Source organism: Sphingomonas sp. GW821-FHT12D09 (assembly GCF_058807215.1).
In genome coordinates, this window is sequence record NZ_JBXAQL010000001.1 from 1,771,408 (window position 1) to 1,788,060 (window position 16,653).

General features: G+C 63.4%; 16 protein-coding genes. 6 read left to right on the forward strand and 10 right to left on the reverse strand.

All coding sequences use genetic code 11. The features are described 5' to 3' along the window. Positions 1-8: 8 nt before the first annotated feature. From AC1RPL_RS07860 to AC1RPL_RS07870, 3 genes are all read left to right on the forward strand, one after another. The gene (locus AC1RPL_RS07860) at positions 9-566 is read left to right on the forward strand and encodes an ABATE domain-containing protein (RefSeq protein ID WP_493068689.1); all 558 of its coding nucleotides are present in this window, start codon (positions 9-11) and stop codon (positions 564-566) included. 492 nt (positions 567-1,058) lie between these two features. Further along, positions 1,059-1,457, forward strand: a complete 399-nt coding sequence (locus tag AC1RPL_RS07865; RefSeq protein WP_493068690.1) for a BLUF domain-containing protein — start codon at positions 1,059-1,061, stop codon at positions 1,455-1,457. Between the two features lie 402 nt (positions 1,458-1,859). Beyond that, complete coding sequence (locus AC1RPL_RS07870) at positions 1,860-2,255, forward strand: hypothetical protein (RefSeq protein ID WP_493068691.1); 396 nt, start codon at positions 1,860-1,862, stop codon at positions 2,253-2,255. A 1,094-nt stretch (positions 2,256-3,349) separates the two neighbouring features. Here the strand turns inward: AC1RPL_RS07870 and AC1RPL_RS07875 are convergent. After that, entirely contained in the window at positions 3,350-3,760 is a 411-nt protein-coding gene (locus AC1RPL_RS07875) for a low affinity iron permease family protein (protein WP_493068692.1), read from the reverse strand. Between the two features lie 738 nt (positions 3,761-4,498). Between AC1RPL_RS07875 and AC1RPL_RS07880 the strand changes: the two genes are divergently transcribed. Beyond that, positions 4,499-4,756 (forward strand): GlsB/YeaQ/YmgE family stress response membrane protein, encoded by a 258-nt coding sequence (locus AC1RPL_RS07880; protein WP_493068693.1) that lies wholly within the window; start codon positions 4,499-4,501, stop codon positions 4,754-4,756. A 1,208-nt stretch (positions 4,757-5,964) separates the two neighbouring features. Here the strand turns inward: AC1RPL_RS07880 and AC1RPL_RS07885 are convergent. Continuing rightward, on the reverse strand, positions 5,965-6,285 hold the full coding sequence (locus AC1RPL_RS07885) for a hypothetical protein (RefSeq protein ID WP_493068694.1): 321 nt from the start codon (positions 6,283-6,285) through the stop codon (positions 5,965-5,967). A 722-nt stretch (positions 6,286-7,007) separates the two neighbouring features. Between AC1RPL_RS07885 and AC1RPL_RS07890 the strand changes: the two genes are divergently transcribed. Together AC1RPL_RS07890 and AC1RPL_RS07895 are read left to right on the forward strand one after the other, a co-directional pair. Further along, positions 7,008-7,361: a CGNR zinc finger domain-containing protein gene (locus AC1RPL_RS07890; protein WP_493069102.1), complete on the forward strand. Its 354-nt coding sequence runs from the start codon at positions 7,008-7,010 to the stop codon at positions 7,359-7,361. 681 nt (positions 7,362-8,042) lie between these two features. Then, a complete protein-coding gene (locus AC1RPL_RS07895; RefSeq protein WP_493068695.1) occupies positions 8,043-8,222 on the forward strand; it encodes a hypothetical protein in 180 nt (59 codons plus the stop codon). A gap of 66 nt (positions 8,223-8,288) precedes the next feature. Here AC1RPL_RS07895 and AC1RPL_RS07900 read toward each other — a convergent pair whose 3' ends face one another. From AC1RPL_RS07900 to AC1RPL_RS07935, 8 genes are all read right to left on the reverse strand, one after another. Beyond that, on the reverse strand, positions 8,289-8,789 hold the full coding sequence (locus tag AC1RPL_RS07900) for a DUF1543 domain-containing protein (protein ID WP_493068696.1): 501 nt from the start codon (positions 8,787-8,789) through the stop codon (positions 8,289-8,291). Continuing rightward, the gene (locus AC1RPL_RS07905; protein ID WP_493068697.1) at positions 8,786-10,465 is read right to left on the reverse strand and encodes an FAD/NAD(P)-binding protein; all 1,680 of its coding nucleotides are present in this window, start codon (positions 10,463-10,465) and stop codon (positions 8,786-8,788) included. The genes AC1RPL_RS07900 and AC1RPL_RS07905 overlap by 4 nt, the downstream gene beginning before the upstream one ends. A 370-nt stretch (positions 10,466-10,835) precedes the next feature. Next, positions 10,836-11,102, reverse strand: coding sequence for a hypothetical protein (locus AC1RPL_RS07910; RefSeq protein WP_493068698.1), 267 nt, complete (start codon positions 11,100-11,102; stop codon positions 10,836-10,838). Positions 11,103-11,113: 11 nt separating this feature from the next. Further along, entirely contained in the window at positions 11,114-12,457 is a 1,344-nt protein-coding gene (locus AC1RPL_RS07915) for an HlyD family type I secretion periplasmic adaptor subunit (protein ID WP_493068699.1), read from the reverse strand. Beyond that, the gene (locus AC1RPL_RS07920; RefSeq protein ID WP_493068700.1) at positions 12,454-14,283 is read right to left on the reverse strand and encodes a type I secretion system permease/ATPase; all 1,830 of its coding nucleotides are present in this window, start codon (positions 14,281-14,283) and stop codon (positions 12,454-12,456) included. The genes AC1RPL_RS07915 and AC1RPL_RS07920 overlap by 4 nt, the downstream gene beginning before the upstream one ends. Next, positions 14,280-15,152, reverse strand: coding sequence for a hypothetical protein (locus AC1RPL_RS07925; protein WP_493068701.1), 873 nt, complete (start codon positions 15,150-15,152; stop codon positions 14,280-14,282). The genes AC1RPL_RS07920 and AC1RPL_RS07925 overlap by 4 nt, the downstream gene beginning before the upstream one ends. Positions 15,153-15,215: 63 nt before the next feature. Further along, positions 15,216-15,476: a hypothetical protein gene (locus AC1RPL_RS07930; protein WP_493068702.1), complete on the reverse strand. Its 261-nt coding sequence runs from the start codon at positions 15,474-15,476 to the stop codon at positions 15,216-15,218. Between the two features lie 250 nt (positions 15,477-15,726). Beyond that, positions 15,727-16,635: a helix-turn-helix domain-containing protein gene (locus AC1RPL_RS07935; protein ID WP_493068703.1), complete on the reverse strand. Its 909-nt coding sequence runs from the start codon at positions 16,633-16,635 to the stop codon at positions 15,727-15,729. Positions 16,636-16,653 lie beyond the last annotated feature (18 nt).

Here is a 16,653-nt window from a genome sequence, read left to right on the forward strand (position 1 = left end):
TTCGGATCATGGGCGCAGCACTGGCCCGTGTCAGCGGCATGCCTGTCGGCAAAAGCCTCGCCACAGAGGCTTCTTGCGCAAATCGATTTGCCTCGTTTCAAATGATGCTATGGCAGCCCGATGACCGACGCGTCTGTATACCATGCGGAATCTTCCCGGCGCTTCACCCAGTCCTGCAGGCGCCTTTTCGAGTGAAGCCGGCCGCTGGATCGGCAGCCCTCGCTCTTCTCGCCACCCTTGGCGATCGAGGCGCCAGTGTCGATCCGATTTCAACGCCGGCCTCCCTTGCGCGCTGGCTCGCCGAAACGGGCTTGCTTGCGGCCGGCCCACCCGTCGATATCAGTCACGTCCGCAGGGTACGGGAACTGTGTGCGGCAATGGCCCGCTGTGTCGCGGCCATCCTGGCAAGCGAGGTGCTGCCGGGCTCGGATGTCGACGTCATAAACGGGTTGGCAGCCATGCCGGGTTTTCGCCCGCAACTGGTGCAGGGGCGATTCATCGTCGCTGCCAGGAATCCCGAAATGCGGTCCTCTCGCATTTGGCGGCCGATGCGATCGAAGCCTTGACGGTACGGCGCGAGCAGCTACGCCGCTGTCCCGGTTGCGAACTGATTTTCGAAACGTCAATTTTGGAGCCTCGCGACCGCTGTGGTTCGGCAGAGTGTCCGCATTGCGTCGTCTAGCCTCCGCCTCATGCGACCGGGCAATGCTGTCGATTTTTGATCCGGCCTTGGCGCATGACGAGCGGTACGGGCAGGAGCGAAGAAGGCGCGCTGACGGGATGGGCGTTTCAGGACAGTAACGCCCGCGCGGCGCGTCCGGCTACCGCCGGTCGCGCCGCGCATAGCTCGGGGCCGGTACCGGATCTCGCGATGGAGTGGCAGCTTTCCGGATCGGCGCCTGCGGCACGGGCCAGCAGGAAGCAAGCCCAGCGTGCATGAAGTGCTGCGAGGCGCCAGCAAGCAGCCGCGCTGCGCCATTGATAGGGAATGTCCTGCTCTGGATTAATTCGTTATTTATTAGCCGGATAATGCCAGTATCCGTGCGAGGAGATTCGTGATGCGGCAGCTGCTCTACATCAGTTCATGTCGGGCTTTGGAAGCTCCGCTCGATATGGATGCGCTACTGGCTCAATCGCAGCGCAAAAATAAACGCAACGAGATCACCGGCCTGCTCTACAGCGATGGAAAGCGGTTCCTGCAGGCGCTCGAGGGGCCGCGACAGCCAGTCGAGGATACTTTCCTTAGGATCATCGCGGATCCACGCCATCATGCGCTCGTGCTCCTGTCACGACGCGAGACGACCCGGCGCGAATTCGGGGAATGGTCAATGGCGCTGCGCCGCTTCGACGAACCGCCCGATGCCTTTTCCGGTCGCATCGCCGATCTCTGCCGTGATGCCTGTCCTTCGGTCCAGGGCACGTTCGCGGGCCTCGTCGGTATACGGCAAGGGGCATGATCGCCGAATTTCCCGGTCGAGTGACTTCCGGCTCTGCGCCAGGGAACCGACCACCCTTGGCGGAGCGTGGCAACGGCGACCCGGAAACCCTCGCAGGCGACCGGAATATGTGGATCGAAAGAGCGGGGACCTGCCGCTGGCGGGCCAGAATGAGCGTAACCGAGGTTGCGCGCGACACTTTTCTGGACGAGGCGATGCGCTGCGAAGCCAAGGCCAAGACCATCGGCATGCATGACGGCATGTAAGAAAAAATCGCTGAGGCCCACGCTATATTCGGCTGTATAGGACTGGGCCTCTCAGATGCATCCCGACGGAAGGGAGGACGCCGGCCCCGGAACGGCCTGCGAACAGGCCGTGGGATGCGGGTATTGCTGGCAATGGGACGGGCTTGCCGTGCGCAAGATGCTTGAGCAGATCAATGCAGCCCCGTTGACGCCGGAATTGATCCAGGCAGTGCTGGATGCGATAGCAAGAATGCCGCGGGGGCAACGACAGGACATTACCGGTCGCATCCTGGCGATTGTCGAGGTTCTGGAAGAAGGTCGCTTCGGCAAGGATCGCGCGGCACTCGGGCTCGCCATCAATTTTCGCCTTCTTGCGCTAGCTCATCTGATGTTGACCGATGAGATGGCTCCCTTTCAAACCATTGGTATCGAAGGGGCGGTATTCTCGCAGGATGATGTCCTGCGCGTCGCCGCAGAGCTACCGCTGACTATTCTCGACGGAAACTTCGCGTTCGATCCGGTGATATTTCGCGATCGTTTGCTTGCGATCGCCCGGCCCGCGGGAAGCGCCTAGCATTGCAGACAATTCAGTTGTGATTTCGAGACGTGGTTCAATGCGGTCGCCCCGGTTGGCCGATCGGTCGTCGCTCCGATGCTGTCCTGACCTGGTCGCTGCCTGATGGAGTTTAGCGCGTGCGCCCGCTTTCAATGATATTCGTGCCGGCATGTCCTTGTCTCGGATACCTTTCTGCCTGTTCGGACGGCACGAGCGCTCCCGAGGGAGGGCGCGCGAGATAGAGGGCCATATGGAAAGCGTCTGCCGCCATTGCGGGCGGCCCATGGAGAAAATTGGCATGCGCTGGCGCGCGAAGCGCTGACCCGGAAAGGCGGCGGGCGTGCCAAGGGTTTTCAACCGTGCTACATGTCAGATCCGGACACGGCTCGCCCGGAGGAGCGGTTAGCCGTCCGTTCTCCAGGCTGGCCTGAGCGGTCGGGCGTCGAAAATGCCTCGTGCGTCAGCAGATCAGGGCCCTGCCGGTCGCGGAATTACTCTGCGGATTGCCCGATTTTAAAGACCGGGACTCGTTGGTACGTGGATATTTCAGTTGAATGCGCATTTACACCATAACGGACCGACCATGAAGCGAGCAATATTGGGCGCGTTAGCCACCCTGTTTCTTTCCGCATGCGGCGCCGGAGGGAATTGCACCTACAGGACGGGTGATGGCATTTGCGTCGACGACCATGTCACGAACGATCTGGATGGTGCCCCGTCCAATAGCTAGAACGAGCTGAGGCCGACAGCTTCATCCAGGCGCGCTCTCCTGAGCTGGAGGCATCGCCAGCGGCCGGGTAGTCTAGACCAGAACCGCGAATTGACCCGTTCGGCTATGCCGCAAGGGGAGCCGAAGGATGCAGTCCGTTCGCCGGCGCAGCTGAGATCAAGCCATATTGGAAAGCCGGGAGCAGAGGCAGTCGCAACGCCCCTGGGGCCTCCTCAAACAACCGGAGGGCCAGCGCGTCGGTGCCCAGGCATACCGGACGGGTCGCAAGGGCAAACTATACGCCCGTCCGGCTGCAGGCGGCGACATTCGCCGTCTACCTCGGCAAATCCTCTTCGAAAAACGGTCCACGCGAGCGCGGGGTTCCATCGCGGGTCCGCGGCGCCTAATATCGTGCGAGCAATCGCTCCACCGTTGGCCGGGTCGTCGTTTCCTTGCCGTGGTCCTGGGCGATGTCGTGTTCGAGCGCATCGCGGATTTCGCAGATCTGCGCGTCAGTAAGATGCTCGATCCCCACGAATTCGCCGCGGGCCTTGTCGACGGCTCGAAGCAGTTCGTCGAGCTTGGCCTGCATCGCCGCGCCGTCTCGATTCTGGCTGTTCTGGATCAGGAATACTGCGAGGAAGGTCAGCACCGTCGTCGCGGTGTTGATGATGAGTTGCCACGTATCGGAATAGTGCAGGAAAGGCCCGCTTGCCGCCCAGACCAGGACCGAGCCGGTGGAAATGATGAAAGCGAGGGGATGCCCCATCAGCGAAGCGGAGCGGCTCGCAATCCTGGTGAAGAATTCGTCCATGGGGCTCTCCTTGAATGCATTGAGCGCAACGAGCGGCCGCGGGCTTGTTTCCCAGATATGCCAGACCTCGACGAAATGATTGTGGCGTCGGCACAGGCCCTTTCCCGCACACCAGGACGACCGAAGCGACATGCGATGGAAGCCTTCGCAGAAAGCCCGCCGGCTCGCAGAGCCGGCGGGCGAATTCTTCAGGGCCGAGTCGCGGGGTTAAACACGGTTCCTTGGCATGCTCGAGCAGATCAAGAACCGCAGATTCCTGCCGGCTCGGAAAATGCGGGCCCAGCAGAGCGAATGCCTGTTGGAACGCATGGAATATCCCGGACCTATCGTTGGAGCTGCTGCGCCTCCCCGCGATGCGAGGCTTTCGCTGGCACCCGATTCCAGATTGATTGGCCAGACGCCCAAACTGAAAATGGCGGTCGGTCTGCCAGCGAAACCGGGGCCGTCGAACTTGACGAGAGCACTAGTGCCCCGGCGCCCTTTCGGGAACTACGAAAACGATAGAGGGACCGACCAGTTCCCTTGAAGCGGGACCATACTCTACCGAAAAGCCAGGAGGGACCGGTGCAATGCGGCGTCCAGCCTCTGCTGGCGCATGGTTGGCGAGTGTCTACCGGTCGGGTCGCGCGGGCGCTGTCCCAAGTCCGGGATGCCGCCGCAGGTTGGCCCGGGATCATTGCGCTTCAGGAACTTCCTCCTGCCTTGGGCGTCTCCCCTTCTCTCAGGAGGAGAAAGATCGTGGGATTCATTCTTTGGCTCATTGTCGGGGGCGTGATTGGTTGGCTGGCAAGCATGATCATGCGCACCGATGCCCAGCAGGGCATCATCCTGAACGTCGTCGTCGGCATTGTCGGCGCATTCATCGGCGGGCTCCTTATCAGCGGCGGCTCGATCAACAACGCGCCCCTCACCGTTACGTCGTTCCTGGTGTCGCTCGCCGGCGCGGTCATCCTGTTGGGGATCGTTAATCTCGTTCGCCGCGGCAGCGTCCGCTAGACCATCGCGAGGCAGGAAGACACGCTCGAATCGGTAAGGGCCGGCGTTTCCGCCCCGGCAAGCGCGCGGGGATAGGCAGCCCGCGCGCGCTGGACAACCTTGGCCGCGCGCCTCCCGGCGCTTCAAAGGATTCGGGTTCCGGAGCGTCCACGCCTGTTTTCGATTGCCTGCCCTTAGGCCTTGAGGGGCGAGCGTCGCAACGCGTTCAGACGCGCAACGCCGACGAACGCGCGTCCTGCCCAGGTCAGCTCGCGCAGCGCAAGCCGCCCATCCGGACGCCCCTTCCATTGTCGTGCTTTGTGCGCCGGCTCAGCCGAGTGCGGCGACCATGGTGGCAGCCATGCCCGAGCGTCCCGTCACGTCGTGACGATAGTCATGAGCCCGCCCTCATTGCGGTGAGGCCACGTGTCGCAGATTATCCGTTGTGCCATCGCAAAGGCACAGTCGCGGTGAAACAGGGTCCGCACATATCCCACTATCGGAAGAAGCAAGTCGCAGCTGACGCTGGGCCCGTCGGCGGCAGACCCGCAAATCGGGCATTGTGCCTGAGTCTTGAAGGGCGAGGCCGCTCCGGCGGCGGCAGGGTCTCGATAGTATGTCACTGTCTTATATAGACGATTTTACTGTTCTGCTTGCGCAAGAATTGCACGGGGGGCGCCCTTTGCGAATTGGTGGCCCGACTCACGGGCACCGGAGCCAACAACGTCCCCGGCGAATCGCACGCGACCAATCGCGTGGCTGCTCGTCAATGCCTATCGGCGGGGCAATCGCGGCGCCTGTGGCCGCGTTGGCGCTCATGCCGGTGCCCTCGTCCCTAAGGCTGCAATATGGCTTGGCCTGGATGCCGCATGACCGGGGCACCGTTGCCATTTCGCTAATGACCGGCAGCGTTACCGGGCAGCGCGTATTCTGCCATGAGCTACCTGGGACGTGCCATGGACCCCGAAAAGGCTGGATTCCCTGGCACAGCTCGGGCACGGCTCAACCATGGATTTCTGGCCTGTGGCGAGCGAGAAGAACGTCGCAACCGCCCGAAAATACTGGGCATCGGCGACTCCATTTGCCCAAGCACCTCGCCAGCTTGGTGAGGGCGGACTCGGTCAATTCGCAAGGCGGCGGCAAGTACCTGGCAGGAAACCTGGACTCTTCCTACCGACGCGGGACGAAAGGCCTTTGCAAGTCACGTGGCCACAGCGTTCGCGTCGATGCTAGGAGCCACCAATGCCATGATATCGAAGGTAGTTGGCAAACCGCCCTTCTATTTCGCCCAGGGCTGCGCGCACCGTCTCCCGGCTAACGCTTTGCACGCTGTCGTTCAGATCGTCCCGCAAACCACGGGCGCTTCGAGCGGCGGAGCCCATGGCGAGGACCTGTATGGCATCGATCATCCTGCTCAAATGAACCAGGATTGCCGAGCGATCGACATGGGCCAGGGAATCGGCAGGATCGCGGGCCGCGTCCAGTAACGCCTGGATTTGGCGCAACTCGTGAACTGCGAGGAGGAACGTCCCGACGTTCAGGTCCGGCATCGCTTTAGCTGGAAATTCGGGAGAGTCCCGGCAACCGCCTCTCCATATTCCTTCAGACGGCAAAGGTCGGCGAGGCAGGACATGGTTCGAAAATATCACTTGGGTGCGGCGGTCGCTAAACTACATCAATGGCCAGCGATTTCGCTTCGGCCGTGCCGGAGTTCTGCAACCCCAGGCCTGGACGTGGCAGGCATCCACATTTGCTGTCGGCCCATCCGCTCTCCGTGACAAGGCGAAGGCCCGGCATTGCTGCCTAGCCTTCGCCATGCATCAGGGTCGTACCACCATCTCAAAACGGGGCGCGGCGAGCCCGGCTGTGATTTTTCCAGTGCTTTGCGTGCGGCAGGCAAGCCGCCTTTGGCCGAATCTCCCCCGTCCCCACTCGAGTCTACCCGCGCCCACTCGAGGCTCGCATAGCATCGGTGCAAATCATTTCCAGACCAGGGGAAAGTCTCGAATACCCTTGTTCTAACGCCCTAGCTCGTCCCCATCCTCGATCTCGGCGGCCAGGAGTTCGAAATGCCGGGCCAGCTGGAAGCATTCGTTCGACGACAGCACAACACGCAAGTTTTGTTCTTCTGCCAGCGAGCGCCCATCTTCCTGGAGAACCCGATAAAAAAGATCGACGATTCCAAAGGGGAATTTAGGATGTCTTTCGATCCTCGAAAGGCGAGCGGGTCTCGGAAGGTGAATTTGCGATTGCGGCATTGGTCTTGCTCACGGTGACAGGGCTATGCCGATCCCTAGTCGAAACCAGCCCCGCCCTCCATCCTTACCCATCACGCCGAACACCGTTGTATCCTATCAGGCAATGCTGTCCTGATAGACCACGACGGCTTTCCTGGGCAGAGTCAGGCGATGCAGCCCGGCGCCCTATCCGCATTTGCGCTGGCCAGGATCGCGGCTGGTATTTTCTGGACACCTCGAAGGCGGGCAAGCGGCGCTGGTGTTCCGACGCGGCTGTGGCCTCCGTGTGCGCTGCATGCATCATCGAAACGTCTGGCGAACTAGGTACCGACTGGGTCGGGCCGCCGCGCAAGTGCGACTTTCACGGGGATACGCAGTTGCGCGGTTGACCGCCGCTGGGCTTCAAACCCTCCGTGGCGGGCTTCGCGTCGGAATCTCCCCGCCGGACCCACGGGCGATCGAGCGGCGCTGCGGGGCTGGCAAGGTCTCCCATGCTCGGATTCGATCCGGCGCAGCCGACCAAGTGCGGGCCCGTGGGGCGAGGCCGATCTGACAATGATGAGGAGGCTGCGGCGGCCGGCAAATACGCGACCGCAGGTCGTGGCATCGTATCGGCCGCGGCAGCCCAGACTCGCTGGTCGTCGGGGCCTTTATCGGTTCCGTCTGCGGAGCGATCGGCGGGCGGCTCCGCGACCTCCATCCTTAGTCGAGATCATTGGGCACCGCCCCTTCGGGTGCTGCCGCTTCATATCAGCCAGCGCCCCCACGCATGCCGCCCTCGACAGGTCTGGTTTGCCGTAAGGCAGGCTGGCAAATTCGCTGCTGAACCGAACTATTCCGGTGATATTATGCGCCCGGCGGCCTTGTTTCGATCGCCGCAGCCATCCGTCCGCTGAGCTTCATCGGTACGCTTGGTTGCCCCGACGGCGTCGCCGGCGAGTCGAGAAAGCGGGTCACGATCAACCGGACCGGAGAAACCCTTCTGGCGCTTTCCGAGCGGCCCGCGAGGAACGACGAGGCTCGACAAGGGTTTCCGCAATGATCGAATTCAGTGAACCAAGGAGAGTGACATGAGCATCGAAGGCAAGATCAAGGAAGCCGCCGGCTATGTGAAGGAAGAAACCTTCGAGCACGGCACGTCGGCCGAGAGCCAGGAAAAGGCTCAGGAAGGCCGCGAACTGCGCAACGAGGGTCGCGTCGAGGACGGCAAGGCGCCCAAGACGACCGAGCCGGGTTCCGGCGCGAAGTAATCCTACGCCCCTGTATCCAGGAAGCGCCGCCCGGCAGGGCGGCGCTTTCCGCTTGCGTGCCAGCGATCACCCGAGCGGGGTGTAACGGCAGGTGAAGCTGGGCCCAGTTGCGCCCTGCTTCGGCGTAAGGTGAATGTGCAGCCGGTCGCCGATCCTGGCATCGAGTGCGAAGGCCAACTCGGCATCGTAGATGTCGTCGCGGTGGGTGTCGCGCCAGTCCCGGATCGTGGCCAGCGCGCGCGCCTTGGCTTCCTTCATCGAGGCCGCGACGACGAAAAGATTCCTGTGCTGCTCGGCAAAATCCCGGCCATCATACCCGCCCAGGTTGACGAACCATAGCTTCTCTCCCGCCTTCGCCGGTTCGGGCCGCAGGGTCACCTCATACCCGTCGGCCCGGTCGACCTCGGCCCAGCAATCGATGTGGAGCGTACCGGGTGTCCCCCACCACTCGGCGCGCAGTTGCGCGTAGGTGTCGCGAATCGTCTCGGCGACGATGAATCGGACATCGTGGATCTCGATATGGGCCGAGGGGTGCTCGCCTCCGACATAGATTGCGAATAGCTTCATGGCGCCGTCTCCCCGGGCTTTGTCGATTCCGCGTGGAAATCGGGAGCGATGTGCCCATCCACGATTGCCGCCAATTCCCTCCCCACGACATTGCCCATTTCATGCGAGCTGGTGATGCCCTGGATGAAAGGGTGTCGTTCGAGGATGAAGGGGATGCTCAGGCAGAACAGGCGGTCGCGCGCAGGATGCTCGCTCACCGGGTGGAACTGCCCGTCGACGACGATGCCCTTGATTCCGGCGGCGTCATCCTCGGCAGCGTCGCGCACCAGATGCTGCTCGAGCAGCGTCGGGAACGGGAAGGCCTCGGCAGCGAGCGGGCGCTGGCCCGTAGCATCGATGAATGCCGGGAAATGGCGACGCCGGCCATCGATGTACACTACTGCGCCCGGCTCCTTGCCCTGCGTGTCGACGCGGTAGCCCTCGCCGAGCGCGATCACGTCGAGATGCCTTGCCCGGTGCAGCGCTAGCAGCCGCTCGACCGAGAGATGTGGCACAGTCGCATATTCGTCGACGAAGACGGGCTTGAGATAACGATTGAACCGCGTGAGCGCTTCTTCCTCGAGATGAGGCACGATCAAGCCGAGCACCTCGTGCATGCGGAGGATCGCATAGCGCCAGGGAACGGTATATTCGCTAGCGAAATTGGTGCGCGCCTCAGCGAGATTGATCCTCGCCCATTCAAACGGATCTGCGGCGATGCGATCCGCAAAATAGCGCTCCGCGAATTCCTCGAGCGAAAGTCCTGACAACTCGACCTTGGCCGCATAGACCGGATCTGCAGCGGCCAGCTCGGCACGGAACAGATCATATGACCGATCGAGCAAATGTGCGCAGTCGTCGGCGATCAGCTTCTCGACCGCCTCCGGCGTGCAGATCGACAGCGGCTCGAACGGGATCGGGTAATAGAAGTCGGCTTCGGGCAGCAGGCCCTTACGCGACATCATCGTGATGCGGAAACCCTCGGCGCCAGGATGGATGCGATAATCGATCGCATCACCTTCGGTCTCGATCAACGTGCCGTGCGAGACCGCCAGCGCGACCGCCGCATCGATCGCAGTCAACGAACTGCCGCGGATGGCGACCGCGACCGGTGGAATACGCTGGAGCGCGGTGGCCGGCCAAGGGCTGAGGAAATAGCCCGGCCGCACTTCGGGCTCCTCGGGCCACTGGTGCCCCGTCGCCAGCACGACGCGATCATGGCGCCGCTCATATGCCTCGCCATGCCGAGGCGCGATCGAGAGGCGCAGTCCGTCGCCTGCGGCACGGATGTCGGTCACCCGGCTACCGGTCGCGATCTCTACGGCAATGCCTCGCCCGCGCGCTTCCTCGATAAGGCCGTTGAACTGGTCAAGGAAATATTCGCCCAGTGCCAGTCGGGGATAAAAGCCGTGCTCGTCGATCTCGTCCGGATCGATGCCCAAGCGAACCAGCCGGGCCCGCGGCTGGCGATCGAGCCACTCGATCAAGGTCTCGCCAATCGGGGGAATCTCTATACTGGCGATGTTGGACAGCATTGCCGGGTCGTTCCAGCCCGGGCGATAGGGTGTACCGAGCCCGGCACGCGGCTGCTCTTCGTAGATCGTCACTTCCGCAGTGCCGGAAAGTGCGCGGAGAAGCGCACAAAAGGTATAGATCGTGGTCGGGCCGGCTCCGACAAAGGCTATGGACAGGAACATCGAAGCTATAATCCCTGGCGCGTCCGCTAGTGCCGCGGCTCCGCATTTCTGCGCTGAATACCAGGAAGTCCGCGCGATGCTTCAGCGCGGCGCCGAACGGCAGCGATCCAACTGTCAGGGCATCTCGCTTCGGGTTGCTCGATGACGAGCGCCATAACGGTAAACGCTCATTTCCTGGCCGGGGCTCAGCGAAGCAAATTGGCGGCGCACCGCCTACTATGCGCTGAGGAGGCAAATAGCTTGTCCTTCCAGTCGATCGGCTTCAGCGTCAGAAGCCCCTTCATCATGTAGGCCAGTCGCCCGGGCCAGCGGCACCAGTCATGATGCACGACATCGCTTGCCTGACCACGATGAAGGTACGGAGCCAGACTTAGCTTTCGGCGTCTGCCTGGTCGAGCCACCCCGCCACTCCGAGTGCCGCATCGACATCCCCTGTCAGGGTAAAATCCGAGTGGCTGCTCCACTCGCCCGTCGAGCCATCGGAATTCTGATAGCTGCCGCTGGCATCCTGGCTGATGCTCACCGTGGGCGATAGCTCAAGGCCGGCGGCACCTGCGTCATGGTCCTGCGTGGTCTGGCTGGCCGGACCCTCGCCCTGGGTATCGTCGCCGAACACGTTGCTGAGCAGTCCGGGCATTTCCTCTCTCCTTATTCCTCGCGCATGCTGCGGCTAATTGCGTCGCCGAGAGGGGCGATGAGATAGTCGAACAGCGTGCGGTTCTTCGTCTTGATGTTTACCGATGCGGGGATGCCTGGCTGAAGCGCCAGGCCTTCGCGCTGGGCCCCTTGTGGGTCCTCGAGCACGACCTGCGCCTTGTAATAGGATTGTCCGCCCGCTTCGATCCGCGCCGGCGACAAGGTCATCACCCGACCCTTGAATGCGGTCCGGCCATGCGGATTGACGCTGGAGAAGCGCACTGTCGCTTCTTGCCCGACGCGGACATCGTCGATGTCCTGGGGCTTAACCCGTGCCTCGACGATGAGTGCCCGGCCATTTGGAACTATCTCCATCAACGTGCGCCCGCCGCCGATCACCGTCCCCGGGCCCATCGAGGTGATGCCGGAGACCCGCCCGGCGGCGGGTGCGCAGATCACATCCTGGTCAGCGACGTAGCGTGAGAGGTCGAGCTGCGGCTCGACTTGCGCCAACTGGTCCTGGACCTGGCCCAGCTGCGCGGCGACGTCGAGATCCTGTGCGTCGCGAACCCGGCCTGCGGCGATCTCGGCCTGCTTCACCGCCGCCTCTCCGGCTACCGTGTCCGCCTTGAGCTGCGCCTGAGTACGTTCGAGCGCACGCACCGTCGTCAGGCGCGCAAAGCCCCGGCGATAGAGCATTTGATAATCCTGGAGCTCGTCGCTGATCAGGGCGAGCTGCTTGCTCGACGCCTCGAGCTTCGCCTTGGCTGCAACAAACGACTCATCGGAGCTGGCACGATCCGCCCCCAGCACCGAGCGATGCTGGGCAAAAACGCGGTGCTGGCTCTGCATCGCCTTGGCCACCTCCGGCTCGGCGGCGCGACGCATCAGGTCCTGGGGGAATACCAGCTCGGCCAGTCCGTCTCGTTCGGCGAGCAGCCGCGCCTCAAGCGCCTTGAGCGAATCCCGCCGCGCCTGTGCTTGGGTGAGCTGCGCGCCCGAGCGGACGCCATTCAGCCGGACCAGCGGCTGTCCCGCCTGCACCGCCTGGCCCTCGCGCACCAGCACCTGGGTGACAATCCCGCCGGTCACCGGCTGCACCACAATCTTGTCGCCGCTCACCATCACCTCGCCCGGTGCGATCGCGGCCGCCGAAAGTGGCGCCAGCGCCGCGTAGAGAGCGAACAGCAGCACAAACACGCCCGCAGCGATCAGCCCGAAGCGGATCGCATGGTTGGCATGGTCGATCGGCTTGATATCGAGCTGGCGCATGCGCGCCTCGATCGCGTGGCGCGGCAGCGGGGAATCGGTTTCGGGACCGGAGCCTCCTCCGAGCGAGAAGAAGTCGAGTTTCATACCGCCTCCACCGGTTCGCGCGCGATCGAGCGGACCAACTCGGTCTTGACCTTGCGGAAAACGCGTGCCCGCGGCCCGTCGAGCTGAAGCTCGCCCTTGCATATCACCAGCACGCGATCGACATGCGCGATCGGGTTGAGCCGGTGCGCGATCAGCACGATCGTCGATCCCTCTGACTTGAGTGTTGCCAGCGCCGCGGCCAGCGCCTCCTCGCCATCCGCGTCGAGATGGGCATTGGGCTCGTCCAGTACGAGCAGGCGCGGCGATCCGAACATGGCGCGCGCCAGCCCAATGCGCTGGCGTTGGCCACCCGACAGGCTCGAGCCGCCTTCGTCGACCTGCGTCTCATAGCCTTCGGGCAGGTTGAGGATCATGTCATGGACATTGGCGCGCATCGCTGCCTGGACGACTTCCTCGTCGCTCGCCTTGGTAAAGCGGGCAATATTCTCCCGGATCGTGCCGGGAAACAGGCCGACACTCTGTGGCAGATAGCCGACCGTCTTGGCGAGATTCTCTGGCGTCCAATGCTTGCCTTCGATTCCGCCGATCGTGCAGCTCCCCTGGCTGGGGGTCGTCGCGGCGACAAGCAGGCGGGCAAGACAGGTCTTCCCCGCGCCGCTCGGGCCGACCACACCGATCACTTCGCCGGCGGCAATGTCGAGATCGATGCTGCGCAGCGCCGGCTGGCGTGCGCCGGGTGGCGTGAAGCTGACGTTCTCGAGATGGATGGCGACGTCACGCTTGGGCAGCTCGATCTTGCTGTCGCGCGCCGGTGCCTGGCTCAGTGCCTTCTGCACGCGGCGTCCGGCCGATACCGCGTTGCCGATCGTCCGCCATCCGACCACGGCGAGCTCGAGCGGCGCCAGCGCACGGCCGAGCAGGACGTTGGCGGCGAAGATGCTCGCCGGCAGGATCGCGTTCTCGATCACCAGATAGCCGCCAATGCCGATCATTGCGCTCTGGAGGCAGAGGCGGAGAAACTTGATCGCCGCGCCCATGTCTGCGCCGCGATCGCTGCCCTCGGCCTGGCGGCGCATCATCGTCTCGCGATCGATATGCCAATGCACGGCGAGCGCATCTTCCATGCCCATCGCGCGCACCGGCCCGGCGAAGCGCGCGACTGCATCGGTGAAGCGGTAACTGCGCGTGGCGGCGGCCTGGGCAGTCTCGGCGGATTCGCGGGTGACGCGGTTATTGAACACCGCCATCGCCAGCAGCGTGATTGCGCCGGCGAGGCCGGTGAGCCCGAGGATCGGGTTGATCAGGAACAGCACGATCAGGAACAGCGGCATCCACGGCACGTCGAAGAAAAATTGCGCACCCTGGCCGGCAAGTGCGCTACGGAACTGGTCGAGATCGCGCAGCATGTTGGCATTGCGTGCGACGGCGCCGTGATGCGAGGACAGCTCGATGATCGCCTGGAACACGCGATGCGCCAGGATGCGGTCGAGCCGGGCTGCGGCGCGGATCAGGATACGTCCCCGAACGGCGTCGAATATCGCCATGGTCGCAAGCGAGATAACCAGTCCGATGCTGAGCGAAATCAGCGTCGGGATGCTGCCCGACGGGATCACACGGTTATAAACTTCGGTGAGATAGATCGGCGAGGCGAGAAACAGCAGGTTGACGCCGCCGCTGAATGCCGCCGCCGTCCAGATCAGCCGCTTGCACTGCCGCAATGCCGAGGCGAACTCGTCACCATGCTCGAGCTCGGCGGCGCGCTGGGCGCTGTCGAGCGCGATGACCTGCGCCGCGGCCTGTTCGGCTTGCTCCTGCGCTTCGCGAATATCGGAAGGCGTGGTGTTGGGCGGTTCGGTGGCGCTCATAGCAGACCCAGCACTCCGTCATGATGATCGTGGTCGGGAAGAACCGTGTCGACGCCATGCTCGACATCGCCGAGCAGCGGCCCCGCCACTGCGTCGTCGGCGAGCGCATCGACGATGGATCCGGCGGCAGCCACCTGAGGAATGTCGAGCCCGCTATGGGTGAGGTCGAACGCATCGGCGGAATCCACCATGGAAACCAGCGTCGCGACGCCGCCCACAGGATCGCTGCCGAGGAAGCCGTCCATTGCGGTGAGGGGGCTGGCATCCAGCACGGTATCGGCAATGTTCGGCAGGGCATCGACCAGATGCTGCGTGTCGGCGAGCAGGGTATCGGTGGCGGTGCTGACCGCGTGGATCACATAGTCCAGCGTCTCGACCGTGCCGAGCGTCGGCGCAGCCAACCCGCTCGGGGGTGCCAGCGACGGTGCTTGGATCTCGGACTGTTCGATCGCCAGGATCGGCGGAGTGAGGTTGGCGGGCTGTATCGCCGACGCCTGAAGGATCTCGACGGGAAATCCCGGAGCTCCTGAACCCGTGGCGATGGGAAGAGCTGAGTCAGCCCAATTGGCGTGGGTAATGCCGCCAGACTGGATGGGAGCCGGCGCGAACGGCGCGGCGTGAAAAAGACTCGACGCTTCGGCAAGAGTCTCCTGCACATCGGGGGCGATTTGCTCCTCATGCGCGGGATTGGCTTTGCCAGCGGAGCTATTGGCTGCGGCGGGGTCTGCAATGCTCAGTCCGTCCGAAAGGGCGTAGGGCGCGGCCGGCGCGCCGATGGTTACTGCGGCCTGACCGCCATAAAGGCTGAAGTCGTTCGTCGACCAGCTGAGCACGCGATTGCTGGTATCGATAAGGGCGCCGCTGGGCATGGGCATCACCTAAAACAAAGCGTGGGTGCCGCGTCGCCGCGCCACCCACCTGTGCTTCGTGGGTTACGAGCTGCTCTCGTCGCTCGAGTCCATCAGATGGCCGACGCCACCGAGCAGGCCGTCGGTGCCGGTGTCGAGGCTCAGGCCATTGTCGCTCGTCGAAGATTCGGTGTTGCCGTCTTCGTCGGTCGAGTTGTGAGTCTGCGAGGAATTGGCATCGAGGCCGAGCGTGCTCTCGACATCGCCCATAATGCCGCCATCGGCATTCGAGTCGCTGCTGCTGCTGTTGTCGTCGCCGCCGAAAATGTTCGAAAGACCGGGCATGGTGTTTCTCCTAAGACTTGATTTGATTGGGTTAACGACCTCGGTGGATCGTGAAGCTAGAACCGCCCGGAACCCAGCGCCGTTCCTGTGCTAAGCCACAGGAACACCAGCGAAAAACGGTTCGCTCGGTCAATCATGAACCGTAACGATCCGCAGAAATCTGGGATTCGATAGGCGTTCGCCGCAAATCGTCGCGGACCATATTTGAGCAGCAGAGGCACGCTTTCTGGAACGCTGAGGCACCGGCGGATTAACCTTTCGGCGCATCCCCGGAGCGGTCGTCCGCGCGGTAGCTGCTCGGATCCTTGCCGAATGCGGCGCGGAACGCGCGCGAAAAGTGGCTGCGGCTCGAAAAGCCGCTGCGTTCGGCGATCGTTGCGATCGGCAAAGCGGTCGACATCAGCAGCGCATGCGCTTCCTCGAGGCGAACCTTCTGGACATATTCGGCCGGGCCGATCCTCATGATGCGCTTGAAATGGCGGATGAAGCTCGAGCGGCTCATGCCCGAACGGATTGCGAGCCGCTCGATGGTGTGCGCCTCGCCGGGTTGCGAGCGGATGGCAGCGATGGCACCGGAAAGCAGGCCCCGGCCGCCGGTATCGGGTTGGCCGTCCGGCGCCCGATCGATCGCGCGGCGCAGGCCCTGGATTACGCAGGCATGCATCAAGGCGTTGGCCAATGCTGCCTGGCCTCCATTCTCGCATTCCGCGCGAAGCAAGGTCAGAAGCCGTTTGCCGATCGCGCATTTGACAACGGCAGTTACGGTCGTTTCCGCCAGTCCTTCGGGCCCACTTCCCATGATCCTGCTCGCGCCCACTACCAGAGCCGATGCGCGCCCGCGCGTCGCGTCCGCCAGCATCCAGCCGTCGCGGCTCGCCAAACAGTCATGGCTAGCTAGCGTTGCGGTGGCTGTCGCATCGGGAGAAAGGCTGGCCAAACTACCCGCCGGCAGGAGCACCAGCCGGCCCTGCTTGACGGTACGCGGTTGTTCCCCGGCGATATGGAGGTGCATTGTGCCCGAAAGCACCAGCAAGGCGACGACACTGTCTATCTGCGGGGTCGACATCCGAACCGCCCCAGGCACGCGCAACAGCGTGAACGGCGGCGTGCAAGAGCCGAACGTCGCGAGAAGCGCTGCAAGGCTCTCGCCGCCGTTCATCGCGTTGCCGGCTTGAAT